The 25913-nt window shown below is 70.2% G+C and carries 26 protein-coding genes; 12 read left to right on the forward strand and 14 right to left on the reverse strand.

Features of this window, described 5'->3' with window-relative positions:
- Positions 1-54 precede the first annotated feature (54 nt).
- The 4 genes from Ahu01nite_RS33125 (at position 55) to Ahu01nite_RS33140 (ending at position 2648) form a co-directional block, all read left to right on the forward strand.
- A complete protein-coding gene (locus Ahu01nite_RS33125) occupies positions 55-579 on the forward strand; it encodes a SigE family RNA polymerase sigma factor (RefSeq protein ID WP_203840645.1) in 525 nt (174 codons plus the stop codon).
- Positions 566-1630 carry a hypothetical protein gene (locus Ahu01nite_RS33130; protein WP_203840646.1) on the forward strand — a complete coding sequence of 355 codons (1065 nt, stop codon included), beginning with the start codon at positions 566-568 and terminating at the stop codon, positions 1628-1630. Before Ahu01nite_RS33125 ends, Ahu01nite_RS33130 begins: the two co-directional genes overlap by 14 nt.
- 117 nt (positions 1631-1747) lie before the next feature.
- The gene (locus Ahu01nite_RS33135) at positions 1748-1924 is read left to right on the forward strand and encodes a hypothetical protein (RefSeq protein WP_203840647.1); all 177 of its coding nucleotides are present in this window, start codon (positions 1748-1750) and stop codon (positions 1922-1924) included.
- A gap of 244 nt (positions 1925-2168) precedes the next feature.
- Positions 2169-2648, forward strand: a complete 480-nt coding sequence (locus tag Ahu01nite_RS33140; protein ID WP_203840648.1) for an Hsp20/alpha crystallin family protein — start codon at positions 2169-2171, stop codon at positions 2646-2648.
- A 502-nt stretch (positions 2649-3150) separates the two neighbouring features.
- Here the strand turns inward: Ahu01nite_RS33140 and Ahu01nite_RS33145 are convergent.
- Together Ahu01nite_RS33145 and Ahu01nite_RS33150 are read right to left on the reverse strand one after the other, a co-directional pair.
- On the reverse strand, positions 3151-3609 hold the full coding sequence (locus Ahu01nite_RS33145) for a protein kinase domain-containing protein (protein ID WP_307794633.1): 459 nt from the start codon (positions 3607-3609) through the stop codon (positions 3151-3153).
- A 27-nt stretch (positions 3610-3636) separates the two neighbouring features.
- Complete coding sequence (locus Ahu01nite_RS33150) at positions 3637-4464, reverse strand: LacI family DNA-binding transcriptional regulator (RefSeq protein WP_203840649.1); 828 nt, start codon at positions 4462-4464, stop codon at positions 3637-3639.
- 41 nt (positions 4465-4505) lie between these two features.
- Here Ahu01nite_RS33150 and Ahu01nite_RS33155 point away from each other — a divergent pair, with 41 nt between their 5' ends.
- Positions 4506-5681 carry an ROK family transcriptional regulator gene (locus Ahu01nite_RS33155; protein WP_203840650.1) on the forward strand — a complete coding sequence of 392 codons (1176 nt, stop codon included), beginning with the start codon at positions 4506-4508 and terminating at the stop codon, positions 5679-5681.
- Here the strand turns inward: Ahu01nite_RS33155 and Ahu01nite_RS33160 are convergent.
- The 4 genes from Ahu01nite_RS33160 to Ahu01nite_RS33175 are packed head-to-tail and all read right to left on the reverse strand — an operon-like array spanning position 5676 to position 11075.
- Positions 5676-8120, reverse strand: coding sequence for a glycoside hydrolase family 2 protein (locus Ahu01nite_RS33160; protein ID WP_239159331.1), 2445 nt, complete (start codon positions 8118-8120; stop codon positions 5676-5678). The genes Ahu01nite_RS33155 and Ahu01nite_RS33160 overlap by 6 nt on opposite strands.
- Positions 8117-8938 (reverse strand): carbohydrate ABC transporter permease, encoded by an 822-nt coding sequence (locus tag Ahu01nite_RS33165; protein WP_203840651.1) that lies wholly within the window; start codon positions 8936-8938, stop codon positions 8117-8119. The genes Ahu01nite_RS33160 and Ahu01nite_RS33165 overlap by 4 nt, the downstream gene beginning before the upstream one ends.
- On the reverse strand, positions 8935-9792 hold the full coding sequence (locus Ahu01nite_RS33170) for a carbohydrate ABC transporter permease (RefSeq protein WP_239159332.1): 858 nt from the start codon (positions 9790-9792) through the stop codon (positions 8935-8937). Before Ahu01nite_RS33170 ends, Ahu01nite_RS33165 begins: the two co-directional genes overlap by 4 nt.
- On the reverse strand, positions 9789-11075 hold the full coding sequence (locus Ahu01nite_RS33175; RefSeq protein ID WP_203840653.1) for an ABC transporter substrate-binding protein: 1287 nt from the start codon (positions 11073-11075) through the stop codon (positions 9789-9791). Before Ahu01nite_RS33175 ends, Ahu01nite_RS33170 begins: the two co-directional genes overlap by 4 nt.
- A 174-nt stretch (positions 11076-11249) precedes the next feature.
- Between Ahu01nite_RS33175 and Ahu01nite_RS33180 the strand changes: the two genes are divergently transcribed.
- The 3 genes from Ahu01nite_RS33180 (at position 11250) to Ahu01nite_RS33190 (ending at position 15079) form a co-directional block, all read left to right on the forward strand.
- On the forward strand, positions 11250-12416 hold the full coding sequence (locus Ahu01nite_RS33180) for an ROK family transcriptional regulator (RefSeq protein ID WP_203840654.1): 1167 nt from the start codon (positions 11250-11252) through the stop codon (positions 12414-12416).
- Between the two features lie 161 nt (positions 12417-12577).
- Positions 12578-13573, forward strand: a complete 996-nt coding sequence (locus Ahu01nite_RS33185) for a glycosyl hydrolase (RefSeq protein ID WP_203840655.1) — start codon at positions 12578-12580, stop codon at positions 13571-13573.
- A 198-nt stretch (positions 13574-13771) separates the two neighbouring features.
- A complete protein-coding gene (locus Ahu01nite_RS33190) occupies positions 13772-15079 on the forward strand; it encodes a serine/threonine-protein kinase (RefSeq protein ID WP_203840656.1) in 1308 nt (435 codons plus the stop codon).
- Between the two features lie 77 nt (positions 15080-15156).
- On the opposite strand, the gene Ahu01nite_RS33195 is transcribed toward Ahu01nite_RS33190, so the two are convergent.
- From Ahu01nite_RS33195 to Ahu01nite_RS33205, 3 genes are read right to left on the reverse strand one after another with little or no spacing between them, the layout of a single operon-like run.
- Positions 15157-15807 (reverse strand): response regulator transcription factor, encoded by a 651-nt coding sequence (locus Ahu01nite_RS33195; protein ID WP_203840657.1) that lies wholly within the window; start codon positions 15805-15807, stop codon positions 15157-15159.
- Positions 15795-16868, reverse strand: a complete 1074-nt coding sequence (locus Ahu01nite_RS33200) for a hypothetical protein (protein WP_203840658.1) — start codon at positions 16866-16868, stop codon at positions 15795-15797. Before Ahu01nite_RS33200 ends, Ahu01nite_RS33195 begins: the two co-directional genes overlap by 13 nt.
- Positions 16865-17983: a sensor histidine kinase gene (locus Ahu01nite_RS33205; protein WP_203840659.1), complete on the reverse strand. Its 1119-nt coding sequence runs from the start codon at positions 17981-17983 to the stop codon at positions 16865-16867. The genes Ahu01nite_RS33200 and Ahu01nite_RS33205 overlap by 4 nt, the downstream gene beginning before the upstream one ends.
- A gap of 153 nt (positions 17984-18136) precedes the next feature.
- Between Ahu01nite_RS33205 and Ahu01nite_RS33210 the strand changes: the two genes are divergently transcribed.
- The 4 genes from Ahu01nite_RS33210 to Ahu01nite_RS33225 are packed head-to-tail and all read left to right on the forward strand — an operon-like array spanning position 18137 to position 20827.
- Positions 18137-18970 (forward strand): lysozyme family protein, encoded by an 834-nt coding sequence (locus tag Ahu01nite_RS33210; protein ID WP_203840660.1) that lies wholly within the window; start codon positions 18137-18139, stop codon positions 18968-18970.
- Between the two features lie 14 nt (positions 18971-18984).
- Positions 18985-19863 (forward strand): peptidase inhibitor family I36 protein, encoded by an 879-nt coding sequence (locus tag Ahu01nite_RS33215; RefSeq protein ID WP_203840661.1) that lies wholly within the window; start codon positions 18985-18987, stop codon positions 19861-19863.
- On the forward strand, positions 19860-20327 hold the full coding sequence (locus tag Ahu01nite_RS33220; RefSeq protein WP_203840662.1) for a hypothetical protein: 468 nt from the start codon (positions 19860-19862) through the stop codon (positions 20325-20327). Before Ahu01nite_RS33215 ends, Ahu01nite_RS33220 begins: the two co-directional genes overlap by 4 nt.
- Positions 20328-20353: 26 nt before the next feature.
- Positions 20354-20827 (forward strand): hypothetical protein, encoded by a 474-nt coding sequence (locus tag Ahu01nite_RS33225; protein WP_203840663.1) that lies wholly within the window; start codon positions 20354-20356, stop codon positions 20825-20827.
- A gap of 53 nt (positions 20828-20880) precedes the next feature.
- On the opposite strand, the gene Ahu01nite_RS33230 is transcribed toward Ahu01nite_RS33225, so the two are convergent.
- From Ahu01nite_RS33230 to Ahu01nite_RS33250, 5 genes are all read right to left on the reverse strand, one after another.
- Positions 20881-21708, reverse strand: a complete 828-nt coding sequence (locus Ahu01nite_RS33230; protein ID WP_203840664.1) for a hypothetical protein — start codon at positions 21706-21708, stop codon at positions 20881-20883.
- Positions 21709-21784: 76 nt separating this feature from the next.
- Positions 21785-22777, reverse strand: coding sequence for an aldo/keto reductase (locus Ahu01nite_RS33235; RefSeq protein WP_203840665.1), 993 nt, complete (start codon positions 22775-22777; stop codon positions 21785-21787).
- Positions 22778-22806: 29 nt separating this feature from the next.
- On the reverse strand, positions 22807-23658 hold the full coding sequence (pdxY, locus tag Ahu01nite_RS33240) for a pyridoxal kinase PdxY (protein WP_203840666.1): 852 nt from the start codon (positions 23656-23658) through the stop codon (positions 22807-22809).
- Positions 23655-25235: a DUF8823 domain-containing protein gene (locus Ahu01nite_RS33245; RefSeq protein WP_203840667.1), complete on the reverse strand. Its 1581-nt coding sequence runs from the start codon at positions 25233-25235 to the stop codon at positions 23655-23657. Before Ahu01nite_RS33245 ends, pdxY begins: the two co-directional genes overlap by 4 nt.
- A gap of 35 nt (positions 25236-25270) precedes the next feature.
- Entirely contained in the window at positions 25271-25909 is a 639-nt protein-coding gene (locus Ahu01nite_RS33250) for a hypothetical protein (protein WP_203840668.1), read from the reverse strand.
- Positions 25910-25913: the final 4 nt, after the last annotated feature.

Consider the following 25913-nt stretch of genomic DNA (forward strand, 5'->3'; position numbering starts at 1 on the left):
CAACCTTCCTCGCCGCTGCGGCCGTTCTATCTCCGCCGAAGGGAGGCAGGCGATTTGAGAGCCGCAGACGAAGACGCGTTTCGTGAGTTCGTGACGTCGCAGATGGCGTCGTTGCGCAAGCTGGCATACCTGACCTGCGGCGACTGGCACGCGGCGGAGGACGCCGTGGCCAACGCGCTGGTCAAGCTCTACCCGCGCTGGCGCAAGCTGGAGCGCCCGGACCTGTACGTCAAAACCATGGTCTACCGGGCCGCGATCGACGAGACCCGGCGCCCGTGGCGGCGGGAACGGTCGGCCGGCGATGCCATGCCCGAGGTCGCAGTGCAGGACTCGGCGGGCGCCACCGATGAGCGGTTGCGACTCAAGGCCGCCCTGGACGGAGTGCCGCCCCGGCAGCGGGCCGCCGTGATCCTGCGGTACTACCTCGGCCTGAGCCTGGAGGACACGGCCCAGGTCCTGGGCTGCAGCCTCGGCACGGCGAAGAGCCAGACCTCCCGGGGCCTCGCCAAGCTCCGGGAGCTCATGGCCGCGGAAAAGATCGATCTCAGCGAAGGAGAGTTGTCCCATGCGGTTGCATGAGCTCGTGGACACGGTGACGGCCGACGAGCCGCCGATGGGTCGCGGCATCGACATCGACGGGATCGTGTCGGCCGGTCGCCGGGCCGAGCGTCGTCGCAAGGGCGGATTTGCCATGGGCGGTGCGGCGGTGCTGGTCGCGGTGGTGACGGCCGGCGCGTTTGCGCTGCCCTCGCACGACACCACCACCGCCACCACCACCGCCACCGCCGCCGCGGAGACGTCATCGCCGTTCAGCTTCACCTTCGGGGCGTATGACGCGGGCAGGCTGCACGTGCAGAACCCGACCGACGTGTCCGGCGCCTACCAGGTCGCCACGATAAAGATCGACGACGCGCCCTCGAACGCGTATGGGTCGCTGACGGTCTACCAGCGGGGCGCGTTCAACGAGGCCTCCCTCGCCAACGCCACGACGGTGAGCGTCAACGGGCAGACCGTGCTCCAGGCGAGCCTGCTTGCGGACAGCAAGCCCAGGACCGGCGACAAAGCGATCGCCTGGCAGCACGCGGACGGCGCCTGGGCGGTCGTGAAGGCGTTCTCCACCGACGCGGACAACCCCTCGTTCGCCGACCTCACCGCGCTGATCGCCGGCCTCGAACCGAACAGCAGCCCGAACCCCGCCGTCCTGCCCTTCACGATGGGTTACCTGCCGGCCGGCTACACCGCGGTCGACGTGGCCGAGCACTCGCTGCCCGGCTGGGACAGCGTCACCGGCAGCGACGCCAGCGTCTACGGCGGCGCGATCTTCGCCCGGAACGCCCCGGCAACCGGCCTGTCGGACCCGTACCTCGACCTGCCCGGCAGCTTCACCATCACGGTCAGCTCCCTCGCCGAATCAGCACAGAAGCCCCCACCCATCGACGCCGCCCACAAGTGCACCGACGCCGACGCAGCGACGTTCTGCACCTACTCGATCATCACCGGCACAACCCTGCTCTCGGTCACCGGCAACCTCCCCATCGCCGAGAAGACCCGGGTCGCCAAGTCGATCAAACTGGCCGACCTCACCGACGAAGCCACCTGGACCCCCGCCTCCAAGCTCCTCCAGCCGTAACGTCACGCACCTGCGCCGAGGCCGCTTAGCCACGGCGCGATCAACGCGATTTCGCCGGGGCTCCGGGTCAACCTTTCCGGTACCGGCGTCGTCTTGACCGCGACGACAGGAGAGCCCGTGGCGAAGGGACACCTGGACACCCGCTCCTACGGCGCGACCCTGGAGCTGTCCGGCCACGGGCTCACGGTCGAGGTGAAGCGGCCGGCCGACGTGGTCCGGCGAGCTGACATCACGGGTCCCGGCCGGCGGGCCGGGGCCGGCGGGCCGGGGCCGGCGGCAGAGCGAGATATCTAGTCGGATCAACACAGATTTTCTTTGCGCAGCTCAGAAGATAAACACCCGCGAACCTTGCCGATTTACTTGCCAGCTCGTCGGTCCGGGTGCTACAAAATACGTGTCGCTGCTGCTCCTCGCGGTGATGGACCACTACGGGAGCCACACCACCGGAGCATGCTGCGACCTCGGCGAGCTTGATCTTCAGCCGAGCGCCACGTGTCCGCCGGGCAGGCCGGCGGACCACTCCAGAGAGGTGGATCCAGTGGTGCTGACTTTCGATCCTTTCCGCGAGTTCGACCGCCTGGCCGGGCAGCTGCTCGGCGCTGGAACCGCCCCGGGCAGCACCGTCCCGGGCGGGACCACTCTGGCGATGCCGATGGATCTCTACCGCTCCGGCGACCACTTCGTCCTGCACTGCGACCTCGCCGGCGTCGACCCCGGCTCCGTCGAGATCGACGTCGACAACCGCGTGCTGACGATCCGCGCCGAGCGCTCCCCGCGCACCGACAACGACGTGCAATGGCTGCGTCGCGAACGCCCCACCGGCACCTTCGAACGCCGCCTCACCCTCGCCGACGGCCTGGACCTCGACCGCATCACCGCGACCTGGCAGGACGGCGTGCTGACCCTCACCATCCCGGTGGCCGAGGCCGCCAAGCCCCGCCGCATCTCCATCACCACGGGCGACAAGGGTGTCGTCGAGAGCTCAACCACCGACGCCACAGCGATCTCCAGCAACTGATCGGGCCGGGCTGAAAGTCGACCGGGCTGAAGTCGACCGGGCTGAAGTCGACACCGGGCAGCGGCTTCCACCTGGAGGTCGAGCACCGGGCTGATAGTCGGCAGGTCCACAGACCACGTCCGGACGTGGTCTGTGGACCGTCGGTTCAGCCGACGGCGATGTGGGCGTCCCGGAAGACGACCTTGATTTTGGGGCCGCCGCCTCCCTCGCTGGCGCCGAAAGTGACCTTGCCGCTCTTGTGGCGGGCGCCGGAGGACCTGCCGCGGGAGAGGTCGCTGGTCAGGACCTTTTTGCGTCCACCGAGACCGTGGCGAACGGGTTGTGGCCCGTTGCCGCGAATGCGACCACCGCCCCCACGCGAAGATGTCCGCGGCCGGGGTCAGGCTCTCCTCCGCGTCCGGGGAGAACCGTTCCGGGGACATGTACGCCAGCATGCCGACCATCTCCTGCGTACGCGTGTGGTGGCTCGTGGCCTCGACCGCCTTCGCGATGCCGAAGTCGATCACCTTCGGCGAGCCGACGCGAACAGCACGTTCGCCGGTTTCAGGTCGCGGTGCACGATGCCCGCGCTGTGGATCGCGACCAGCGCCGAGGCCACGCCGACCGCGACGCTGTGCAGGCTGCCACCGCGCAGCGGCCCCTGGCTCCGGACGACCTCGGCCAGGCTCGGACCGTCCACATACTCCACGACCAGGTACGGCGTCTCGTGGTCGGGATCCGCGTCCAGCACCTCGGCCGTGCAGAACGCCGGGACCTCGCGCGCCCGGTTGACCTCGCTGCGGAACCGGGCCCGGAAGTTCTCGTCCAGTGCGTACTGTGCCCTGATGACCTTGACCGCGACGGGCGTGCCGGCCGGGTCGCGGGCCAGGAACACGTCGCCCATGCCGCCCTGGCCTAGGCGGCTGATCATCTCGTAGCGACCCAGAACGCGGGGGTCCCCTGGGCGCAAGGAAGAGGTCACGCGGGCACTGTCATGCCCCGGGGGAAATCAGCGCGTGCTTGCGCGGGCCACCAGATGGGCGGTCGGGGCCTGGTAGACGGCGGGCGCCGCGCCGGTCATCGCGTCGAGCAGGGCGCGGGCGGCCAGCTCGCCGATGCGGCCGACGTCGTGGCTCATCGCGGACAGCGCCGGCACGGCCAGCTGGCACAGGGCGGAGTCGTCCCAGGCGACCACCGAGATGTCACCCGGGACCGCCACGCCGCGTTCGCGCAGCTCGTCGAGCACGGCGAGCGCCATCAGATCGTTGTCGCAGACGATCGCGGTGGGGCCGCCACCGAGCAGATCGGCGGTGACAGCGCGGCCTGAATCGTACGAATAATCGCCCTCACCGTGCAGCAGCCGCAACCCGCGCGTGGCAGCCTCGGCCTCGGTGCCCTCGCGGCGCAGTTGGGTGTGCACGAACGACATCGGGCCGCTGATGTGCCCGATGACCTCGTGCCCGCGCTCGGCCAGGAACCGGACCGCCTCCCGGGCGAACCCCGCGTCATCGGTCCACACCGTCGGCAGGCCCGACGCCGTCGACGGTGCACCGAGGACCACGGCGGGCAGGCCCAGCCGGTGCACCAGGGCGACCCGGTCGTCCTCGGTTGTCAGGTCGACGAGCACGACACCGTCGACCTGCTTGCCGGCGGCCCACCGCTCGTAGGTCTCGTTCTCGGCCTCGCGATCGGTGACGACCTTGACCAGGACAGACACCCCGGCCGGGGCGAGCACGCGCTCCAGCCCCTCGAGGAACTCGTGGTAGTAGGGCTCCTCGCCCAGCACCCGCGAGGCACGCGCCAGCACCAGCCCGACCCGCCGTTGCGCCTGCGTCACCACTGCCTCCGGTTCTGCTCCCTAGGCGATACGGTACCGCCATGGCACGTCGAGAAACGCCGGCGGCCGGGCCGGGGAGCCGGGCGCTGGTCGTGGATGTCATCCGGTCGGCGGGCACGATCAGCCGGGTGGAGCTGGCCGGGCTGACCGGGCTGACCCAGCCGTCGATCTCCATGATCGTGCGGATACTGATCGCCGACGGCGTCGTGCACGAGACCGGCTCGGCGGGTTCGGTGCGCGGGAAGCCGCGCAAGCTGCTGGCGATCACCCCGGCCGGGCGGTTCGGGATCGGGTTCCATCTCGGGGTCGACGCGCTGACCTGCGTCGCCGTCGACCTCACCGGCGGGGTGGTCGGGCGGGAGGTGGTCCCGCTCGACGGCGACGACCCGGGCGGTGACGATGTGGCGGCCCGGCTGGCCGACCGGTTCCGTGACTTCACCGACGGGCTCGACCTGCCCACATCGCGGATCGAGGGCCTGGCGATCGTGGCGGCAACCGCCCGCCCGGGGCGTGAGGCGGCCGGCCCGGATCTGAACGCGGTCCGCGCCGAGCTGGCCGGCCGGCTGGGTATCCCGGTCCTGGTCGAGAACGACGCGGCGGCGGCCGCGCTGGGCGAATTCTGGAGCCGGCGGGTCTCGCGGGACCAGTCGTTCGCCGGCATCTACCTGTCGACCGGGATCGGTGCGGGCCTGGTCTTCGGGGGTGCGCTGTTCCGGGGCACGAGCGTTGACGCGGGTGAGCTGGGACATTTCTCCATCCATTACGACGGCCGGCCCTGTCCGTGCGGCAACCGCGGCTGCGTGGAGCGGTACGCCTCGATGACGGCCGTCGCCGACACCGCCCGCGCCGACGCGGATCTGGCCGGGCGGTTGCGGCTGGAGGGGAGCGTCCCCGAGGTGTACGACGCCGTCGCTCGCGCGGCGGTCAGTGGCGACCCCGGTGCGTACGCCCTGCTCGACGAGGCAGCCGGCCGGCTCGCCGTGGCAGCTGCCTCGATGGTGAACCTCCTCGATGTGGGCCGGCTGGTCCTGACCGGGCCGGGAGTCGCCGTGGCGGGTTCGATCTTCGCCCAGCGGGTGCGCGGTCAGCTGGCCCGCAGCGTGCACGCCCGGCATCGCCGCGAGGTCATGGTGGAGTTGTCCGCGCAGCCCCGGGACGCCGCGAGCATCGGAGCCGCCGCCCTGGTGGTGCAGGCGTCGATCGCGCCCGCGTCATAACTCCGGCGACAGGACCGATGCCAGGTCGGTGAGCACCCACGGCGCTTTGATCAGTGCGGGATCGAGTGCGTGCGGCGCGCGTACCCGGATGGTCGTGGTCTCCCCCGGCAGCAGGGTGAGGAAACCGCGGTCGGCGACCGCTTCGGGGTGGATCCGGTCGGCCTGCAGCAGCACGTCCCTGGCCAGGCCGGCAGCGCGGACATGCACATCCAGGCCGCCGGGGACCGGCTCGGCGGTGACGGTCAGGCCCGCGTCGGGATAGGGGAAATCCTTGTCGGGTACGCCGAACCACAGCGCCCGCGCGTCGTCGAGCGAGGCCACCATCAGTTCCCCGTCACCGAGCGCGGCCACGTCCTGCGCGATCTCCACCGTCGACACCTGCCGGGCGGGCACGTCGACCTGCCCGGCCCACGCAGCCCGGATCTCGCCGGCGGCGGTGCGCCGGTGCACGGCCAGCCGCCCGGACCAGGGTTGGGGGCTGTCGTTGAGCACCGCGACGACCAGGCCGGTGACGCGCGGCTGCACGGTGAGGGCGTGCGGGGCGTGCAGCGACTTGAGCTCGAAGTAGAGCGGTTTGAACCGGCCCGCCCCGTCGATCGCCGCCCAGGACGTGACCGGCCACAGGTCGTTGAGCTGCCAGAGGATCGTGCCGCCGGTGTGCGGCCAGTGCGAGCGCCAGTGCTCGACGCCGGTGCGGATCGCGCGTACCTGGTTGAGCTGGGTCAGGTAGTGCCAGGCCTCGGTGCTCGCGGGCGTGCCGAAGTGCGGGGCCAGCCCGCGGGCGAGTTTGCCGTTGCCGTCGTCGGCTTTCTGGTGGTGGAGCACGCCCGGGGAGTCCGGCAGCATCGGGTCGTCGGAGACCGCGTCGCGCAGGGTGGTCCACGCCGGTGGTGCCTGCCAGCCGAACTCCGCGACGAACCGGGGTGCCGAGTCGCGGTAGTTCAGGTAGTCCTCGCGGTTCCACACCTCCCACGAGTGGAACGTGCCGTGGCCGGTGTCGTTGGGCAGGTGGTCCCACGAGCCCGACCAGGGGCTGCCCGCCTGGTACGGGCGTGACGGGTCAAGCTCGGCGACGATCTGCGGCAGCGTGTGCAGGTAGTAGCGCTCGCCCCAGGTCAGGTCGCCGCCTTCCTCCTGGTCCCAGCGCATCGCGCCGTGCAGCCAGAGGTTCTCGTTGTTGCCGCTCCACGTGATCAGGCTGGGGTGCGGGGCGAGCCGGGTCACGTTCTCCCGGGCCTCGGCGACGACCTCCGAGTAGAGCGGCTCCTCCTCGGGGTAGCAGGCGCACGCGAACAGGAAGTCCTGCCACACCATCAGGCCGAGCTCGTCGCAGATCTCGTAGAAGGCGCGGTCCTCGTACAGGCCGCCGCCCCACACCCGGATCAGGTTGACGCCGGCGTCGGCCGCGGCCCGGAGCCTGAGTTCGTAACGCTCGCGGGTCATCCGGGACGGGAAGATGTCGTCGGGGATCCAGTTGACGCCCTTGATCAGGACGGGTTCGCCGTTGACCTCGATCACGAACCGGGAGCCGGCCGCGTCGGGGGTGTGGTCGATGGCGACGCTGCGGAAACCGGTGCGTTGCTGCCGGCGATCCAGGAGTACGTCGCCGGCGGACAGTTCGACGGTCAGCTCGTACAGTGCGGGGTCGCCGTAGCCGGTCGGCGCCCAGGGGCGTACCCCTGTGATGGTCTTGTCGAGACGCAACCGGGACGCGCCGGGCGGCATCTCGTCGCGTGCCACCTCGCGGCCGTCGAGAAGAACCCGCACGCCGAGCGGCGCGTCGTGCAGGCGCTCGGCCTCAATCGTCAGGTCCAGGCGGGCCTCGCCATCGGCCCACGTCGCGAGCGGGCGGACCACGGCGAGCCGGGCGACGCTCCAGGCCTCCAGCCGGACCGGGCGCCAGATCCCAGCGGTGACCAGCGTCGGACCCCAGTCCCAGCCGAAGCTGCACGCCATCTTCCGGATGAAGTTGAACGGCTCCGGGTACGCGTTGGCGCGCGCCCCGAGCAGGTCACGGACCCGTTCAGCCTCGGTGTAGGCGGAGGTGAACCGTACAGTGAGCGGCTGCGCGCCGTCGGCGAGCAGATCGGTGACGTCGTAGCGGTAACTGCGGTGCATGTTGCGGGTCGTGCCCAGCGTGACGCCGCCCAGTTCGACGGCCGCCACCGTGTCGAGGCCGTCGAAGACCAGGTCGACGCGTTCGTGCGCCGGACCGCTCCGGGCCACCTCCCGGGTGTACTCCCAGTCGGTGCGCCCGACCCACGCGACGGCCTTCTCGTTGTCGTCCTGGAACGGGTCCGGCAGCCGGCCCGCGTTGATCAGGTCGACGTGGACGCAGCCCGGGACGATCGCGGGTACGGCGCTGTCGTTCGCGTGTTCACGCAGTTCCCAGGCCCCGCCGAGGTCTTCGCAGTGCAGCATGTGTTCGTCCTTGGTCACTTGGTGGCTCCTGCGGTGATGCCGTTGTAGATGAAGCGCTGCAGCAGCAGGAAGATCAGCACGGTCGGCAGGAGGACGATCATCGTGCAGGCGGCGATCGTCTCCCACTGCGCGCCGTACGGTCCCTTGAAACGGAACAGCGCGGTGGAGATGACGTTGAGATCGGGCGATCGCATGTACAGGAAAGGAATGTAGAACTCGTTGTAGATGGCGATGCCCTTGATGATCACGACGGTGGCGATGGCCGGTTTCATCAGCGGCAGGATGATCCGGCGGTAGATGGTGAACCGGCCCGCGCCATCGATCATCGCGGCCTGGTCGAGGCTCAGCGGGATCGACTGCATGAACTGGATGAAGATGTAGATGGACACGATGTCGGTGCCCAGGAACAGCACGATCGCCGACCACTGGGTGTTGACCAGGCCCATCGACTTGACGATCTGGAACGTCGCCACCTGTGTGGTGACGCCGGGGACCAGCGCGGCGACCAGGAACAGGCCCAGGACCAGGCGCTTGAGACGGAAGGCAAAGCGGCTTATCGCGTACGCGGCAAGCGTCCCGATCGCCACCGTTCCGCTGAGCGAGATCACCAGGATGACCGTGGTGTTCCAGAATCCGCGCAGCATGTTCCCGGCCGTCCACGCGGTGGCGAAGTTGTCGAAGTTGAGCCAGTTCCGCGGCGGGGTGAGCGGGCCGGTCGCGTTGTACTCGGCATGCGTCTTGAGAGCGGCGAACAGCACGACCACGAGCGGGATCAGCACCACGAGCGAGGCGATCACCAGGGAGGCGTACTTCGCGCTGCGCGCAAGGGTTCTCATGTCAGGGTCACCTCGTCGTCGGGCAGGATCCGGCGCTGGACCCAGGTGAGTACCAGGACGATCAGCAGCAGCACGACCGCCATGGCCGAGGCCAGGCCGATCTGCCGGAACTGAAATGCCGTCTGGTACGCCTGGACGACGAACGTCCGCGTCCCGTTCGCGCCGCCGGTCATGATGAACGGGATCTCGAACACCGCGAGGCTGCCGGAGATCGCCAGGATGAAGGACAGGCTGATGATGCGCCGGATGCCGGGCGCGATGATGTGCCGGAACTGGTGCCACCGGTTCGCGCCGTCGATCTCCGCGGCCTCGTAGATCTCGCCGGGGATCGACTGGATCGCGCCGAGGAACAACACGAAGTTGAGCCCGGTGAACCGCCACACGGACGTACCGGCGAGGGAGAAGTTCGCGATGTCCGGGTTGCCAAGCCAGTACTGCGTGTGCTCGCCGAGCCCGATCGCCCGCAGCATCGTGTCCAGGGTGCCGTCGGGCTGGAACAGGTAGAGGAAGACGAAGCCGACGGCGACACCGTTGAGCAGGTACGGGAAGAACAGGATGCCCTTGAACAGGTTCTTGAACCTGACGTTGAACGAGAGCACGACCGCGAAGTACAGGGCGATCGCGATCTGTGCGAACGACGCGACGAGGTAGTAGCCGCTGACAAGGAAGACGCGCCAGTACTGCTCGTCGGTGAAGACCCGGATGTAGTTGCCGAAGCCGGCCGGGTCCATCGTGACGTCGAGGCCGTCCCACGTGTGGAAGCTGTAATAGAGCATGTTGGCGACCGGCACGTAGGTGAACGTGATCAGCAGGATCAGCGCCGGTGCCAGGTACAGCCAGGGGCGGTTCCTCACTTCATGACCTCTGATTGGGCTGCGCCCCACCGCTTGTTCAGGTCGGCGAAGTACGACTCCTTGTCGCCCTTGGCCGCACCGCGGGCGATGTCGACGAGTTTCTGCCGGTAGATCTCGCCCTTCAGGTCGATCTCCGACTTCTTGATGATCTCGTCCTCCTTGCCGGCGTTGGTGGTCGCCGCCGGCACCTCCACCAGCTCGGCGCCGGTGGCGGCGAAGGCCTGCAGAGCCGCGGGGAGCGGCTGGCTGATCGCCGGCGGGATCGCCTGCTGGTCCGCGGCGAACCCCGAGTCGTTGACGAACCAGTCGAGGAACGCCCTCGCGGTGGCCTTGTTGCCGGAGTTCTTGCTGACCGCGGCCATTTTGTCGCCGTCGATGGCGGCGTGGAACTTGCCGCCGGTCTGGTAGGGGAACGGCCAGAAGCCGATGTCGCCGGGGTTAGGACCGGCGGCCTGCATCTGTGGCACCGCCCATGAGCCGAGCAGCATGGTCGCGACCTTGCCGGTGGCGAGCATCGGCTTGGAGCTCTCCCAGTTGGTCGTCAGCGGGTCCTTCTCACTGAGCCCGCTGTGCACGATGTCGTAGAGAAGCCCGTCGGTGATGTACTGGATCTTGCCGGGCTGCCAGGGTGCGGCGTCGGCCGGGAACGTGTCGTTGATCGCCGGGTCGGCCAGGACGGCGCGGTGGTTGTTCCACTCGCTGAGCGGCCAGGCGTCCTTGTAGTTGGTGTAATACGGGATCGCATCGGTCTTGTCGGCGACGGCTTGCAGACCGGCGAGGAATTCCTGCGGTGTCTTCGGTGGTGCGGTGATCCCGGCCTGGGCCCAGATCCGCTTGTTGATGACAAACCCCTTGGCGACGCCGCCCAGCGACAGGCCGTACACGTTGTCCTCGTAGGTCGCCGGGCCGGTGAACCGGTATTTCGCCTTGAGGTCGGTGGCGGTGCCGAGTGGTTCGAAGAACTGGCTGTACTGGTCGAGGGCGACGGTGCCGGGGATCAGCAGGACGTCGCCGTAGTCACCACCGCTGAGCTGGGTGGTGACGTCGTTGTCGTAGTTCGTCACGCCCTCGAACGTCACCTTCGTGCCGGGGAACCTGGCCTCGAAGGCGGTGGCGTACTGCTTGAACGTGGTGTCGACCAGGTCGGTGCGGTTGGTCAGGACCGTGATGGCCCCCTTCACCTCGCCGCTCTGGTCGCTCTCGTTGTTGCCGGCGCCGCCTGTGCAGCCGGCGACCAGGGCGAGCGCGGCCGCCGCGCCGAGAAAATTCCTTCTATTGATCATGCTGGGATCCGTCCACCGAGGGTGATCGGGGCGGGTACGACACCGCCCGTTGGAGCGCTCAGCATGGGACGGCCGTTACAGCGCTGTCAAGATTAGATTACTAATTTATTTTAAGCCCCGGTGGTATCGGCGCAGCTCGGTGACTTCCTGAGAACGCCGTCTAAGGTCATCGGCATGGCTCGTCGAGAAGCACCCGCCGCCGGACCGGGAAGCCGCGCCCTGATCGTCGACGTCGTGCGGTCCTCGGTGGCCATCAGCCGGGTCGAGCTCGCCGAGCTGACCGGGCTCACCCAGCCGTCCATCTCGAACATCGTGCGTGACCTCATCGCCGACGGGATCATCCACGAGATCGGCTCCATCGACTCGGTGCTGGGGCGGCGGCGCAAACTCATCGCGATCAGCCCGGCCAACCGGTTCGGCGTCGGCTTCAACCTCGGCCCGGACACGGTCACCTGCGTGGCGATCGACCTCACGGGCGGCGTGGTCGGGCGGGAGGTGGTCCCGCGGCGGCGCGACGAGAGCTGGGGGGTGGACCGGCTGGCCGAGCGGTTCGAGCGGTTCACCGGCGGGCTGGCCCTGCCCCTCGACCGCATCGAGGGCCTGGCCGTGGTCACCCCCGCGGATGCGCTCGCCCCGCCGGCGGACGGGCCGGCCGGGCTGGAGGAGCGGCTCGGGCTGCCGGTCCTGGTGGACAATGACGCGGCGGCTGCGGCGCTGGGTGAGTTCTGGAGCCGCCGGGTGTCACGTGAGCAGGCGTTCGGCTGCATCTACCTGTCCAGCGGGATCGGCGCCGGGTTCGTGTTCGGCGGGGCGCTGTACCGCGGGGCGAACTTCGGTGCCGGCGAGCTCGGTCACGTGTCCATCGACTACGCCGGGCGCGCCTGCCCGTGCGGCAACCTGGGCTGCGTGCAGCAGTACGCGTCGATGCGCGCGATCGTCACCGCGGCCCGCGACCACGCCGACCTGCGAAAACGTCTCCCCCTCGACGGCGGCGAGTCGAGCGCGTACGACGCCGTCGCCCGCGCCGCGGTCAACGGCGACTCGGACGCGTACCAGGTCCTGGACAACGCCGCCGAGCGGCTGAGTGTCGCCGCGACGTCCATGGTGAACCTGCTGGATCTCGGCCGGCTCGTCCTCACCGGCCCGGGTGTCGCCCGGGCGGGATCCATCTTCGCCCGCCGGCTGCGCGCCCACCTCGACCGGACCGCACACTCCCGGCAACGGCACAGCGTCACCGTCGAACTCTCGGCCCAGCCCCGCGACGCCGCCGGCATCGGCGCCGCCGCCCTGATGGTCCAGGCCTCCGTCGCCCCCGGCCACACCCCCGGCCAGACAGCCTGACGCGCCACCACCCCCGGCCCACGGCCTGACCCTCATCAATCTCCCCCATTAACTTAAATTATTAATCCTTCTATTGACACGGCCGGGAGAGCTGCCCGAAGCTTTCGTCACCAAGCCGGATCCCCACCTCCGACCCCCGTCCAGAAGGAGGACCACCGAGCATGAAAATCCCCATTCGCGCTCTGACCGCGACGCTCGCCGCCACAGCCCTGCTGGCAGCCGGCGTCTCGGCCGCCATGCCCGCCCAGGCGTTCGCCGCGACGCCGAAGCAGACCGTGATCAACTACCTGAAGGCGATCACCGGGAACCACATCGTCAGCGGCCAGCACAACAAGGAACCCGCTTCCGCCCCCGGTCAGTACACCCAGCAGGTGCACGACGTCACCGGTCAGTGGCCCGGGCTCTGGGGTGGCGACATGATGTTCAACTCCGCGGATGTCGCCAACCGCCAGCGGGTGATCGATCAGGCCAAGACCGAGTGGGCGAACGGCTCACTGGTCGCCCTCACGTGGCACGCGTGTTCCCCGACCGTCAGCGCCACCTGCAACTTCGACGGCGGCGTGAAGACCAGCATCAGCAACGCCCAGTTCCAGGAGATCGTCACCGGCGGGACCACCCTCAATGCCACGTGGCGCAGCAGGATGGCGGCCGTGGTGCCGTACCTGAAGCAATTGAAGGATGCCGGGATCCCGGTGCTGTGGCGGCCGTTCCATGAGATGAACGAGACCTGGAACTGGTGGGGTGGCCGGTCGGGTGCGAACGGCGGCGCGAAGATCTACCAGCAGATGAAGGACTACTTCGACAGTCAGGGGCTGGATAACCTGATCTGGGTCTGGAACGTGCAGGACAACCCGGCCGGCGGCTGGGCCGGTTACTACCCGGGCAGCAACTACGTCGACGTGGTGTCGCTGGACGCCTGGTACAAGAGCTACCCGTCGAGCGGCGACTACCAGCAGATCCAGTCGATCGCCGCGGGCAAGCCGATCGCGATCGCCGAGCTGGGCAAGCTGCCCACCGCGGCCCTGCTCGACAGCCAGCCCAGGTGGGCCTACTTCATGATCTGGTCCGAGCAGCTGCGCGGTAACAACAGCAACACCGAGATCCAGAACTCGTACTACCTCCCCCGCGTCTACAACCAGGGCGAGATCACCTTCTGACGAACCGCGTGCCGCCCGTCACCGAGAGGGCGGCACGTGGCCTGGTGTGGCAGTACTTCCGCCGTTTTCGCCCGTGACTTCATCGAACCGTTGCCATGCGGCCATCGATCGGGGCGGTTTGATCACTGCGGCCCGGGGTAGGATCTGCGCACATCCACCGAGGCTCTCTCACTGTGGGTGGTGGTGGGGGAGGTCGCGGTGCAAGAGCTCGCAGGGCGTTACCGGGTGGGCAATGCCGTCGGCCGGGGCGGTAGCGCGGTGGTCCATCGCGGCTTCGACCGTACGTTGAAACGACACGTCGCGATCAAGCTGTTCTTCCCCTACAACTACGCCGACGACGCCGCGGATGCCGTGCTGCTCGAGGCGCGGACGGCGGCGGGGCTCAACCACCCGAACATCGCGCGGGTCTACGACTACGGCGAGGTTGCGGACGGCGCCGACCGCACGCCGTACCTCATCATGGAGTTCGTCGCCGGTGAGACGCTCGCCGACCGGCTCAAGGGCATGGGTCCCCTGCCGTGGCAGCGCGCCGCCGAGATCGGTGCGGACGTCGCCGCCGCGCTGGCCGCCGCCCACGAGCAGAATCTCGTGCATCGCGACGTCAAGCCCCGCAACGTCATGCTCTCCCCGGACGGCACGAAGGTCCTCGACTTCGGCATTGCGGCCGCGGCGGGCAAGAACGCCGTCGACACCCAGGGCCGGCTGTGGGGCACCCCGGCCACGCTCGCCCCGGAACAGCTCCGCGGTGAGGCGACCTACCCCGCAGCCGATGTGTACGCTCTCGGCCTGCTGCTGTTCGAATGCCTCACCGCCGAGCGCGCCTGGCCGGGCAACAGCATCGTGGAGATCCTCACCGCCCGTCACCACAATCCGTCGCCCCGGCTGCCCCGCATCCCCGGGCTCCCCCGCGACCTCATCCGGCTCTACGAGGCGTGCACCGCCGACGACCCGGCCCGGCGTCCCACGGCGGCGGCCGCGGCCGACATCCTGCGGCGCAGCTCGGAGCCCCTCACGGCGTTCATTCCCGCTATGGGGACGGCGCGCTCGCGACGGCGTGGGGTCGTCATGGCAGCGTTGGGTGTCGTGACGGTGGCCCTGACCGTCGTGGGGATGCAGCTCGCCAACGGTGCCGCGACGCCCGGCGGTCACCCCGCCGACGCCGCTGTCGGCGAGACACCGCCCGCCGCGACGACACCGGCCGTGCCCGGCTCGTCGACACGACCGGTCATCGCGCCCGAGACCACAGCGGTCGTCCCCGTGGAGTCGACCGTGCCCAGCCGGCCCCGCTCGTCGTCCAAGCCGGCCCCGTCGGCCAGTGCGTCCCGCTCAGCGAGCCCGTCCGCGTCGCCCTCCGGCTCGCCGACCCCGTCCACGCCGCCGGAGTCCCCGGACACCAGCCCCACCCCGACCGAGCCGGTCGACCCGACCCCCGACCCGGACCCGACGTCCACCCCGGTCGAGACGCCCCCGCCCACCCCGACCGGCGAGGCCCAGGGCCTGGTCTGAGCGGGGCCTGGTCTGAGCGGGGCCTGTTCTTAGCAGGGCCTGTTCTTAGCAGGGCCTGTTCTGAGCGGCGGCGGCCGTCAGAGGTCGTCGAGCTGGATCAGTCCGTCCTGCAGGGCGCGCGCGACCAGGGCGGCCTTCGTCGAGGCGGGGCGCCCGGCGCGGGCATAGCGGACCCGGACCCGGTCGATGTAGCCCTCGACCGTCCGGGGCGAGAGGTTGCACCGGGCAGCGACCAGCTGTTTGGACTCGCACTGGAACCAGGCCAGCAGCACCTCCTGCTCCCGCTCGGTCAGCCGCGGGCGATCGGAGGCCTCGTTCGCCGACATCGCTCCGGCGAGGGCGGGTGGCACGTACGGCAGATCCTGGGCGGCCGCCCGCACCGCCGCGACCAGGTGTTCTTCTCCCTCGGCCTTGGTGAGGAACGTGGCGCAGCCGGCGTCGAGGCAGCGCAGCGCGGTCTCGCGGTCCTCGCGCATGGTGTAGACGATCACGCGCCGGCCGGCGGCGACCAGCTCCGCCAGGGCGTCCCAGGCCACGGTGTGCCGGTCGGTGAGCTGCAGGTCCAGGACGACGACGTCGGCTTGCAGGCCTTCCGGGGTGGTGGCGATTCTCGGGTCGTTGCCGGTGGCCGTGACCGTGATCCCGGCGGCCTGGAACCAGGCGCGGGCGCCGGCTAGGACCACCGGGTGATCGTCGACGATGGCGACGGACGGGTTCAGAGGGGACATGTCAGCTCCACCCACAGGGTTTCGTCGATGGTGGTGGTGCGGATCGCCAGCGGGGCGGGGACCGGGTCGAGCATGAACGGCCCCCCGGGGTTGCCGGTGCGGGCGACGACGCTGAGGCTCAGGTGGGTGGGGGTCGGCACGGCGGTGAGGCGCAGGCGGGACACCGGCAGGCGGGCGCACGCGCGCACCACGTCGAGGGCCGCCCGGCGCAGCACGGGTGGCAGATGGCCGGTGTGCACGGCGACCTCGACCCGGGTGCCCGCCGCCTGCAGGTCGTCGAGGCAGGCTGACAGGTCGTCACCGAGCGGGTCGCCGTCGTCGTGGTTCCACGCGGCCAGCAGACGGCGCACCTGGGCAGCCGCGATGCGACTGCTCCGGCGCAGGCTGTCGTCGGGGACGGTGCCGGCTGCGACGCCGGCGAGGCTGGCCAGGACGGGTTCGACGGCGGCGGCGACCGTCCGGGAGCGGCGGAGCCGGTCGTCGTGCAGCGCGGACGCCACGAACTGCTCCGTGCGGATGGCCTCCTGCGTCAGCTGCAGTTGCCTGGTGGCCTCGGCGGAGCGTTCGAGTGCCCGTGTCGCCAGCGCGATCGGGACCTGCAGGCCGAGAATGCCGAGTGCCCGGACGCACATCACGGCGATCTCCGGCGGTCCGGCGGGGATCGCCGCGGCCAGGGCGAGCACCACCGGCAGGGCCAGCCACAGCACGAGCAGCGACAGCCGGACACCGGAGGCGATCGTCAGCAGCAACCAGCCGTTCACCCCGATCGCCCAGTTGGCGTTGGTGTGCTGCAGACCGGCGGGCACGGTGAGGGTGACGGCGGTGGTGGCGGCGAGTGTCACGGCGCTGAGGGTGGTCGCGAGCACCTGGCGTTGCCGGGTGCCCCGCTCGGGCCAGGCCATGAGGCCGGCCGTCGCGAGCCAGGCGCCGATGCTGGCCAGGTAGGCCGCGCGCTGGATGCCGGCGGAATTTTCGAGGGCGTCGGCGCGGTACAGCACGAGCAGCAGCACGCCGCACATCACCCAGGTCCCCCACCGGGCCGCCCTGCGGATGTCGGTCACGCGGCGGGCCAGCGCAGTTCGACCCGGGTGCCCCGGCCCGGGGCGCTGACGACCCGGGCGCTGCCGCCGGCCCGGCGCATCCGGGCCTCGACGGACAGTCGCAGGCCGAGATGTGTCCCGCCGGGAACGTCGCCCGGCCGGAACCCGCGACCATCGTCGATGACGTCCAGCGTCACCGTTCCCGGTGCGGGTAGCCGCAGCCGCAGCCGGGCCTGGCCGGTGCCGGCGTGTCGTTCGACGTTGCGCAGTGCCTCGTCACGGGCCAGGAGCAGGGCATCGATGGCGTACGCGGGGATCGCCGGAACGTCGCCGGCGGGTTCCTGCGTGACGGTGACGCCGAGCGTACCGTTCTCGGGCGGTGTGGTCAGGTCCGCGAACGTGGCGGTCCGGGGTGCGGGCTCGAGCCGGGACAGGTCGGATCGCGCCCGGTGCTGCAGTTCGGGGCCGCTGACGCCACGCGCCGCCGCCGCCGTGAGCGTGGCGGCGACGGTGTCGTGCAGCACCGCGAGGTGTTCCTCGACGTCGGCACGGCGGGCAGTGGTGAGCTCCGCGTCGCGCCGGGCGGTGGCTGTGGCGGCGGTGAGGTCGTCGACGCGCCGGGCGCTCCGCGTGACCAGCACGATGAGGCACCGGGCCAGCCCGCCCTGCCAGAGCAGCATCACCGCCTGGGCGCCGCGCAGGTTCCAGTCGTCGCCCGGCGCCAGCGCCGACCCCGTCCACACGGCGGCCGCGGTGACGGTCGTGTAGCCGAGACCGACGAGCGGGCGGGTGTAGAACTGCGCAGCGCCGACACACACGGAGGTCACCGGCCGCGCCCAGTCGTCCAGGTCGAGATGCCCGTGCGACGGGTGGAGCAACGGCAGCAGCACGCACGCGGCAACGAGCGGGATGCCGTCCACGACCGCGCGTGCTCGCGGCCACCGCCCGGCCAGCACGAACGCGACCTGCCACGCCAGGACGGCGACGACGACCGCGGCGGAGGCCGCTGTCACGCCGCCGAGGGGCACCAGGGCGGTGCAGGCGACGACGACGAGCACCTTGGCGGTCACGGCGATCCGGGCGGCGGCGGCCTTGACCGAGGTCTCCACCGGCCCGATGTCGCTGATGGTGTGCACAGCCGCCCCCTTTCTCCCCCGCGCGCGCCAGCCTATTTGATCAATGCCACCCCGCCGGCGGATGAGGGTCGTTCACCGCTCACCGCAACGGTTACGCGTCAGTAGCGTCCTCTCCCGACAGAGCAGAAACCACTTTGCACGGAAGGGTTTCCGGTGAACGTTTCCCGTCGTTCCCTGCTGGCACTGGGCGCCGCCGTCCCCGCGCTCGCGCTGGCCCCGCAGTCGGCATTCGCCGCTGCCGCACTGCCCACGGTCGATATGGAGGCCGTGCTCAAGGCGGCGCAGTGGGACCCGGTCAAGGCCGACGAGGCGGTCACCGCCGGCGCCGGTCCGAGCGTCAAGCTGGTCGAGACCGCCCTGCGTAAACAGGGCCTGCTCGACGCCTCCTACGTCGATGGTCACTTCGGCAGCAAGACCATCGCCGCGTACGCCCAGTGGCAGAAGCAACTCGGCTACAGCGGCATCGACGCCTCCGGCCTGCCCGGCAGGACGTCGCTGACCACACTCGGCGACGGGCAGTTCACGCTGACCCGGATCTTCTCGGTCGGCGCCAGGACCACCCACCAGGGGTTCCCCGTCAACACCCGGACCCTGGCCATGCTGAAGGCGGCCCAGACCCGGTCCGGGATCACCTTCACCGTCGAGCAGGGCTCGTACTCCCCCGGCGCCGACCCCACCTCGGCCGGTACGCACGACGGCGGTGGCGCGCTCGACCTGGACGCCGAGGCGCTGACCGCCGCCAAGCGCACCGCCGCCGTGACCGCGCTGCGCCAGGTCGGCTTCGCGGCCTGGCTGCGGACACCGTCCCAGGGTGACTGGCCGCTGCACATCCACGCCGTCGCGATCAGCGACACCGACCTGTCCGCCTCGGCGCAGAAGCAGGTGGGCGCCTATTACGAGGGCCGCAACGGCCTGGCGAACAACGCGGCCGACGACGGCCCGCGCGTCTCGAAAGTCACCTACGAGGAATACCTGCGTTCCCTCTGACAAGGAGTTCGTCCATGAAGAGATTCAAAGCTCTCGCCATCGCCGCCCTGATCGGCGCCGGCATCGTCACCGTGGCCCCGACCGCCGCGCACGCCGCCGGTCGCGACGGTGTCTGCAACGACGGCGAGTTCTGCCTGTACTACAACAGCGACAACGAGGGATCGATCTCCGACTTCACCGGTTCGATCTCGGACTACGGCGCCACCCAGCCCAGCTGCTACGAGTTCAAGGGCGCCGGCGCCGGCCAGGACCTGTGCGTGAAGAACGAGGCCGCGTCGGTCTGGAACCGCTCCGAGGTCCCGGTCACCGTCTACTTCAACAGCGGCTACGGCGGCGCCCACCAGGGCATCGCGGCCGGTAAGAAGGTCAACCTCAACTCGAAGCTGAAGAACGAGAACGCGTCGCACAAGTTCGGCGTCGACGACACCGCCGACGAGAACCTGACCCACGGTCTCTACAACGCCAGCGGCACCATCACCTGCGGCTTCGACCGCTACACCACCACCCCGGGCCGCCACGAGGGCATCGACATGGCCCGCGAACTCGGCGCACCGGTCCGGGCCCTGCTGTCCGGGAAGGTCATCAACATCGTCCGCGGCTCGACCGGGAGCGGCGGTCTCTCCACCATCGCGATCTACCACTCCGGCATCGACGCCACGATCATCTACCTGCACAGCGCCCCGCTGGCAAGCCTGAGCGAGGGCGACACCGTCACCCGCGACCAGCAGATCGCCACCGAGTCCTGGCGTGGTGTCGGCTCCAGCAGCGCCGCGCACACCCACGTCGAGTACCGCCCGGGCCGTAAGGAGCTCGCCGCCGTGAGCAGCGACGAGACCCTGGTCAACCCGAACCCGACCGCGTTCTGGAACGCACGCGGATACAACGTCCGATGACCCCACTGCGCAGGGCCGCCCTCGCCGCCCTCCTCCTGCTGACCTCGCTGCTCGCCTTCGCAGCGCCCTCCCCCGCGAACGCCGACGTCTCCGGCAGCTGCTCCGGCACCCAGATCGACTCCAAAGCGATCAAGGGCGGCACCCACACGTACGGCACCCTGTACGTCTACTACGACTCGTCCACCGGCAAGAACTGCGCCAAGGCGACCAACACCACCGGTACCGCCCACCAGCTGGCCGTATGGGTCTTCCGCTGCAAGGCCGGCTCCTCCGGCACACAGGCGACCTGCGATTTCACCGACACACCGACCGAGAACAAGAACCTCGACTCCGGGATGTTCAGCAGCTACGCCGGCCCGGTCTACACCCTCGGCAGCGCCGCCGGCCGGTGCATCTACGCCGGCGCCCAGATGGTGACCAGCGGCGGCGAGGCCCGCGCCGACATCTACGGCCACTGCGGCTGACCGCCGCCCTCGACCAAGGAGATGTGATGATTTCTCTTCGTAAAACCGGTCTGTCCGCAGCCCTGCTGCTGACCCCGCTGCTCTCCCTCGCAGCCCTGGCCCCGGCCCCGGCATCGGCGGCCGTCACCGGCAACTGCTCCGGCACGGAGATCGACACGGCGGCCATGAAGTCCGGCGGCCACACCTACGGCACGCTCCACCTCTACTACAACTCGGCCACCGGCAAGAACTGCGCCAAGGCCACCAACGCCACCGACGCCGCCCGCGACATGTCCGTGTGGGTCCTCCGCTGCTTCGGCACCAGCGGCCCGGTGGCGAGCAGGTGCGACAGACAGGACGGCCCGGTCCAGAACGTGAACTACGACTCCGGCCACTACAGCAGCTACGCCGGCCCGGTCAACACCAAGGGCTCAGCCGCAGGCACGTGCATCAACGCCGGCTCCACCATCGAGGTCGGCAGCATCACCGCCACAGCCCAGATCTACGGCCACTGCGGATAACCCGCAAAGCCATCGGCAACGCCTTCTGCGTGTGCCGGACCCGCCGGTCAGCGTTACGACCACGGCTCCGGGTCCGGCACGCGTCCCCACCACCAACCGCGACCGGGCTCGGGGCCGGCCGCGGTGGTGTGGTCGCGGAAGACCGCGTCGACGGCCTCGACAGCCCGCTCGAACGGTACGGCGACCACGGCGGGCACCGCGGTTCGCGTCAGCTGGTCGCGTACCTCGAGGTCCTGGTCGTAGAAGTCACGTGGGTACCGGCCGTCCGGCGGCCATCCCGTGGTCATGCGGACGGTGAGCGCTTCCCACGCCTTCAACCGGGTCGTGGCGTGCCAGAGCTCGTCACCGGTCACCGGAATCAGCGCGCTGTCTCCCAGCACCGCATCGAATGCGTCAGCGATCGGATGAGGAACAGGGTGATCCTTGATGACCTCGGGCTGCGGCGCGACCCGGACCCGCGGCAGCAACGCCACCGGCCGCTCCACCGCGTCGATCACCAGCGAACCCTCCTCCGGCCCGTCGTAGACCCTCGCCCGGGTGCGCGGCCCGTCCGGGGCAGCAAGCCAATACGCACTCGGCCGTACGCCGCCCGCGTCATACAGAACCGGAACGCGCAGCTCAACCGCCAGCTCTTCGGCGCTCTCGGCCACTGACCTTCGCACTGGAGCCGCCTCCGTCACATAGACGTCGAGCGCCCACCGGATGTCACCGGAGCGCGGCGCAAAGGTACACAACACGATCGCCTGCCAGTTCCGGTCCTCGGCGGCCTCGTCGGCGACGTCGACCTCGTCCAGCGGCACCTCGTTGATCCTGCCGAGAGCAACTCGCAGCCGCACCACGTCGAGGTCGCCGGCGATCAGCAGGTCGTAGCCCGTCGTCATCCCAGATATGTCCCGTCGTGGAGGGCCGGTGCAGCTCCGGCCCGAGGGTGGGAGCTGCACCGGTGGCGGGCCGTGACTACCAGGCGTAGGCCTCGGGGGCCGGCTTGGCGCCGTTGGGGCCGGGCGGCGGGAAGAGCTCGTCGAGGCGGGCGAGGGTGGGGTCGTCCAGCTTGATCTCCAGGGCGTGGAGGGCGCCGTCGAGCTGGGCGGCGGTGCGGGGGCCGATGATGGGGCCGGTGACGCCGGGCTGGGCGAGGAGCCAGGCAAGGCCGACGTTCGCGGGGTCCTCGCCGAGGTCGGCGCAGAGTTTCTCGTAGGCCTCGATGGCGTCGCGGTGCTTGGCGAGGCCGTCGGCGGCGCGGTCCGAGGTGCTGCGGGAGGCGCCGCCCTCGCGCTGTTTGCGCAGGACGCCGCCGAGGAGGCCGCCCTGCAGCGGGGACCAGGGGATGACGCCGAGGCCGTACTCGCGGGCTGCGGGGAGGACCTCGAGCTCGACCCAGCGGGTGAGGAGGTTGTAGATGGACTGTTCGCTGACCAGGCCGAGGAAGTGCCGGGAGCGGGCGGCTTCCTGGGCCTGAGCGAGGTGCCAGCCGGCGAAGTTCGAGGAGCCGAAGTAGAGGACCTTGCCCTGCTGGCGCAGGACGCTGAACGCCTCCCAGATCTCGTCCCACGGCGTGGTGCGGTCGATGTGGTGCATCTGGTACAGGTCGATGTAGTCGGTCTGCAGCCGTTTGAGCGACGCGTCGCAAGCTTTGCGGATGTTCAGCGCGGACGACAGGTTGTCGTTGGGCCAGTCGCCCATGCTGCCGTAGTACTTGGTGGCCAGCACGGTCTTCTCGCGCCGGTCGCCACCCTTGGCGAACCAGCGGCCGATGATCTGCTCGGTGACGCCTTCGCCCTGCTGCCAGCCGTACACGTTGGCGGTGTCGAAGAAGTTGATGCCGTTCTCGTGGGCGCGATCCATGATCGCGTGGCTGTCGTCCTCGGACGTCTCCGGACCGAAGTTCATGGTGCCGAGTACGAGCCGGGACACGGAAAGGCCGCTACGACCCAGGCGGGTGTATTCCATACCTCGAACCTACGCCGGACCGGCTGAGGTCAGCGCACCCGTTCGGCCTTGAACTGCATGCGCGGCGTGGCGTAGAACTCCTGGGCCTGCACGAGCTGGAGCTCGCGATCGCCGGAGCGGTACGTGGTGTCGAGCAGGTCGAAGACGCTGGAGACCGTACGCTCCAGCGACAGCGCCGCGTCCCCGGTCGTCCCGTAATGCGCGGTGAACAGCGCAGCCGTGACGTCGCCGGACCCGTTCGCCTTGAACGGCAGGTGCGGGGTGCTGACCAGCCAGGCGCCGGCAGGGTCCACGACCAGCATCTCGATCGTGCCTTCCTCCCGGTCGGGCCGTTCCACGCTGGTGACCAGCACGGTCGAGGGGCCCATGGCACGGGCGAGGTCGGCCGAGACGAGGGTCGACTCGAGGCTCGCCGGGTCGGTGCCGGTGAGGAACCCCAGCTCGAACTGGTTCGGGGTGATGATGTCGGCGACCGGCACGACCCGGTCGCGCAGCAGGTCGGGGATCTCGGGTGCGACGAAGCAGCCGGACTTGGCGTTGCCCATGACCGGGTCGCACGCGTAGAGCGCCGCGGGGTTCGCGGCCTTCACCCGGCGTACGACGTCGATGATGACGTCACCGATGCCGACCCCGCCCTGGTATCCGGACAGCACGGCGTCGATCTGCGGGAACACTCCGCGCTCCTCCACCCCGAGCAGGACCTCGGCGACGTCCGCCGGTGGGATGAGCGGGCCGCGCCAGGCGCCGTACCCCGTGTGGTTGGAGAAGTTGACCGTGGGGACCGGGATGACCTCGACGCCGATGCGCTGCAGCGGGAACACGGCCGCGGAATTCCCGACGTGGCCGTGGGCGACCGCTGACTGGATGGACAGAACCTTCATGGCCCCAGCCTAGGCGGGCACGGCGTGCCCCGGTCGAAGGAGTAGCGGGCGTCGATGGTGAACGTGCCCGCTGCACTGGTGATCAGCTCGGTCCAGTCGCCGTGGCGGGTGAGGCAGGCCGTTCCGGCGTCGGTGGCCAGCCACGGTGACCAGGCCACGCGGAGCAGCGTCGATCCGGCGCGCGGCACGGTGACGGTGACGGATGCGGGGCTGATGTCGGTGACGGTCGCGGGGGCGTCGGCCAGTGGGGTGGGCGTCACAACGCGGTAGATCCGCCAGTCCGGGTTCTGCCACACCGGCGACAGCCCTGGCATGCCGGCCGTGATGAGCCGGGCCTCGTCGATGCCGGCGCCGTCCGGGGCGGCCGTGGGCAGCACGACGTAGCCGATGCTCCAGGTGCGCAGCCAGTCCTGGTACGTGGTCGCGGTCAGGGTGCCGTCGTAGAACAGCGGGTTGCGTTCGACGTCCGCCTGACGGTTCCAGCCACGGGCGAGGTTGACGTACGGTGCGACGCCGAACGCCTCCCAGTGCGTACGCAGCGGCACGACCTCGACGCGTCCCCGCCCGGCGTCCAGGCGCCGGAGTTCGTCGAGCAGCGGGCGGGCGTCGGCGACGGCGTCCATCCGGGTGTAGTCGTTGACCGGCTGGGCCACCGTCCAGACGGCGATCCCGGCGGCGGCCGCATACGTCGAGAACAGCCATCGGCCGGTGCGTTCGCGGACGGCGGCGGCGCTGATCAGGACGGCCGCCGCGCCGAGCAGGGCGAGCCGTTCGACGTTGCTGCCGATCGGGGTGGGGATCGCCCAGCAGAGTGCGACACCGGCGAAGTACACCCAGGCTCCGGCGCGTACGGTCCGCCAGGATCGTGGGGTCAGCACGGCGACGGCGACCGCTGCGGCGGCGGTGAGCAGCGCGGATCCCAGGGGGAACGGTTGCACGCCGGAGAACGGGAACAGCACGGTGGTCAGCCCGATCACCAGCGCCGGGCCGGTGGCGAGCAGAACGCCGTCCCGACGGCGGCCGGTCAGGAACAGTGCGGCGGCGAGCACCTCCACGAACAGGCCGGCGACCGGACTGCCCAGCGTGGCCACCGTCCCGAGCACCGCCGCGAGCACCGGCCGGCTCTTCCCCGGCAGCAGCGCGACGACGGCCGCGAGCAGGACGAACACCATGCCGAGCAGGTAGGTGACCCGTCCGGTGGCGAGATTTCCCCAGAGGGCGAGCGCGAGCCAGAGGGCCGGCAGGAGCGGGCGGCGGATCCCGGAGCGACTGAGCAGGAGACCGCCTAGAACGGCTCCGGCGGTGCAGGCCAGCACGCCGGTGGTCCGGACCCCGATCCAGGCCATGAGGTACGGCGAGACGACGCTGTACGAAACCGGATGGATCCCGCCGTACCAGGAGAAGTTGTACGCCGACCCCGGATGCTCGCGAACGAAGCCGGTCCAGGCGTACTGGGCCGTGAGGTCCCCCGCGTTGCGTGCCAGCCATACGCCCCACACCACGCTCAGCACCCCGGCGAGCAGCCCGGCGGCGACGGCGGGGTGGCCCCACCGGCGTACCTCGTGAAATTTTCCCATCGCCCCGGGCACGCTAGTGGATCAGGGCGAGGACCTTAAGCCAGATCGTCGAGGACGTCGCGGCCGAGGGCGACCAGGGTGTCGGCGTTTTTGTCACGGGTGGCGGCGAAGGACGCGGGCTCCATGTCGGCGACGCCGTAGGAGACCTGGACCTGGGCGTTGCTGGCCCGCGTCGACAGCACGATGCTCTGCCGGTCGCGGTGAACGCCGAGGTAGCCCTGGTCGCCGACGCCGCTGACCGGTTTGGCCGCCAGGGTGCGGCCGTCGTCGATCGAGGTCTGCCAGTCCTTCTCGAACTGCCCGGCGGTTCGCTCCTCGGCGGTGGGCGTGCCGGTGTGGCGGTCGATGGACACCAGGACGGCGACGGATCCGGCGCCGGTGCCCCACGTGCACGTGACGAGCTGGGAGATCGGGGTGTCGGCGTTGGCGTCGGCGGGTGTGCCGGTCGCGGGCAGTTTCAGGTCCTTGGCGGTGTCACCGTCGAGCGTCGGGCAGGCGCCGTTCAGCTTGGTGTACTTGCCGGCGAACGCGTCCGACCCGGCAGTCGGCGAGGACTGCTCCGCGCCGGGCGGGAGTGCCACCGGATCGGCTTCGACACCGCACCCGGTCACGGTCACGGTCACGGTCAGCGCGACGGCGAGCACCGGCACGATCAGTAGGCGACTGGTCACCATGAAC

Source organism: Winogradskya humida (assembly GCF_016862215.1).
GTDB lineage: Bacteria > Actinomycetota > Actinomycetes > Mycobacteriales > Micromonosporaceae > Actinoplanes > Actinoplanes humidus.

Excerpts from the sequence above, each read along its gene's own strand:
- Ahu01nite_RS33130 (WP_203840646.1), top strand. The coding sequence starts at position 566 with ATGCGGTTGCATGAGCTCGTGGACACGGTGACGGCCGACGAGCCGCCG.
- Ahu01nite_RS33155 (WP_203840650.1), top strand. The coding sequence starts at position 4,506 with ATGGCACGTCGAGAAACGCCGGCGGCCGGGCCGGGGAGCCGGGCGCTG.
- Ahu01nite_RS33165 (WP_203840651.1), bottom strand. The coding sequence starts at position 8,938 with ATGAGAACCCTTGCGCGCAGCGCGAAGTACGCCTCCCTGGTGATCGCC.
- Ahu01nite_RS33175 (WP_203840653.1), bottom strand. The coding sequence starts at position 11,075 with ATGATCAATAGAAGGAATTTTCTCGGCGCGGCGGCCGCGCTCGCCCTG.
- Ahu01nite_RS33180 (WP_203840654.1), top strand. The coding sequence starts at position 11,250 with ATGGCTCGTCGAGAAGCACCCGCCGCCGGACCGGGAAGCCGCGCCCTG.
- Ahu01nite_RS33185 (WP_203840655.1), top strand. The coding sequence starts at position 12,578 with ATGAAAATCCCCATTCGCGCTCTGACCGCGACGCTCGCCGCCACAGCC.
- Ahu01nite_RS33195 (WP_203840657.1), bottom strand. The coding sequence starts at position 15,807 with ATGTCCCCTCTGAACCCGTCCGTCGCCATCGTCGACGATCACCCGGTG.
- Ahu01nite_RS33215 (WP_203840661.1), top strand. The coding sequence starts at position 18,985 with ATGAAGAGATTCAAAGCTCTCGCCATCGCCGCCCTGATCGGCGCCGGC.
- Ahu01nite_RS33220 (WP_203840662.1), top strand. The coding sequence starts at position 19,860 with ATGACCCCACTGCGCAGGGCCGCCCTCGCCGCCCTCCTCCTGCTGACC.
- Ahu01nite_RS33225 (WP_203840663.1), top strand. The coding sequence starts at position 20,354 with ATGATTTCTCTTCGTAAAACCGGTCTGTCCGCAGCCCTGCTGCTGACC.
- Ahu01nite_RS33230 (WP_203840664.1), bottom strand. The coding sequence starts at position 21,708 with ATGACGACGGGCTACGACCTGCTGATCGCCGGCGACCTCGACGTGGTG.
- Ahu01nite_RS33235 (WP_203840665.1), bottom strand. The coding sequence starts at position 22,777 with ATGGAATACACCCGCCTGGGTCGTAGCGGCCTTTCCGTGTCCCGGCTC.
- pdxY (WP_203840666.1), bottom strand. The coding sequence starts at position 23,658 with ATGAAGGTTCTGTCCATCCAGTCAGCGGTCGCCCACGGCCACGTCGGG.
- Ahu01nite_RS33245 (WP_203840667.1), bottom strand. The coding sequence starts at position 25,235 with ATGGGAAAATTTCACGAGGTACGCCGGTGGGGCCACCCCGCCGTCGCC.
- Ahu01nite_RS33250 (WP_203840668.1), bottom strand. The coding sequence starts at position 25,909 with ATGGTGACCAGTCGCCTACTGATCGTGCCGGTGCTCGCCGTCGCGCTG.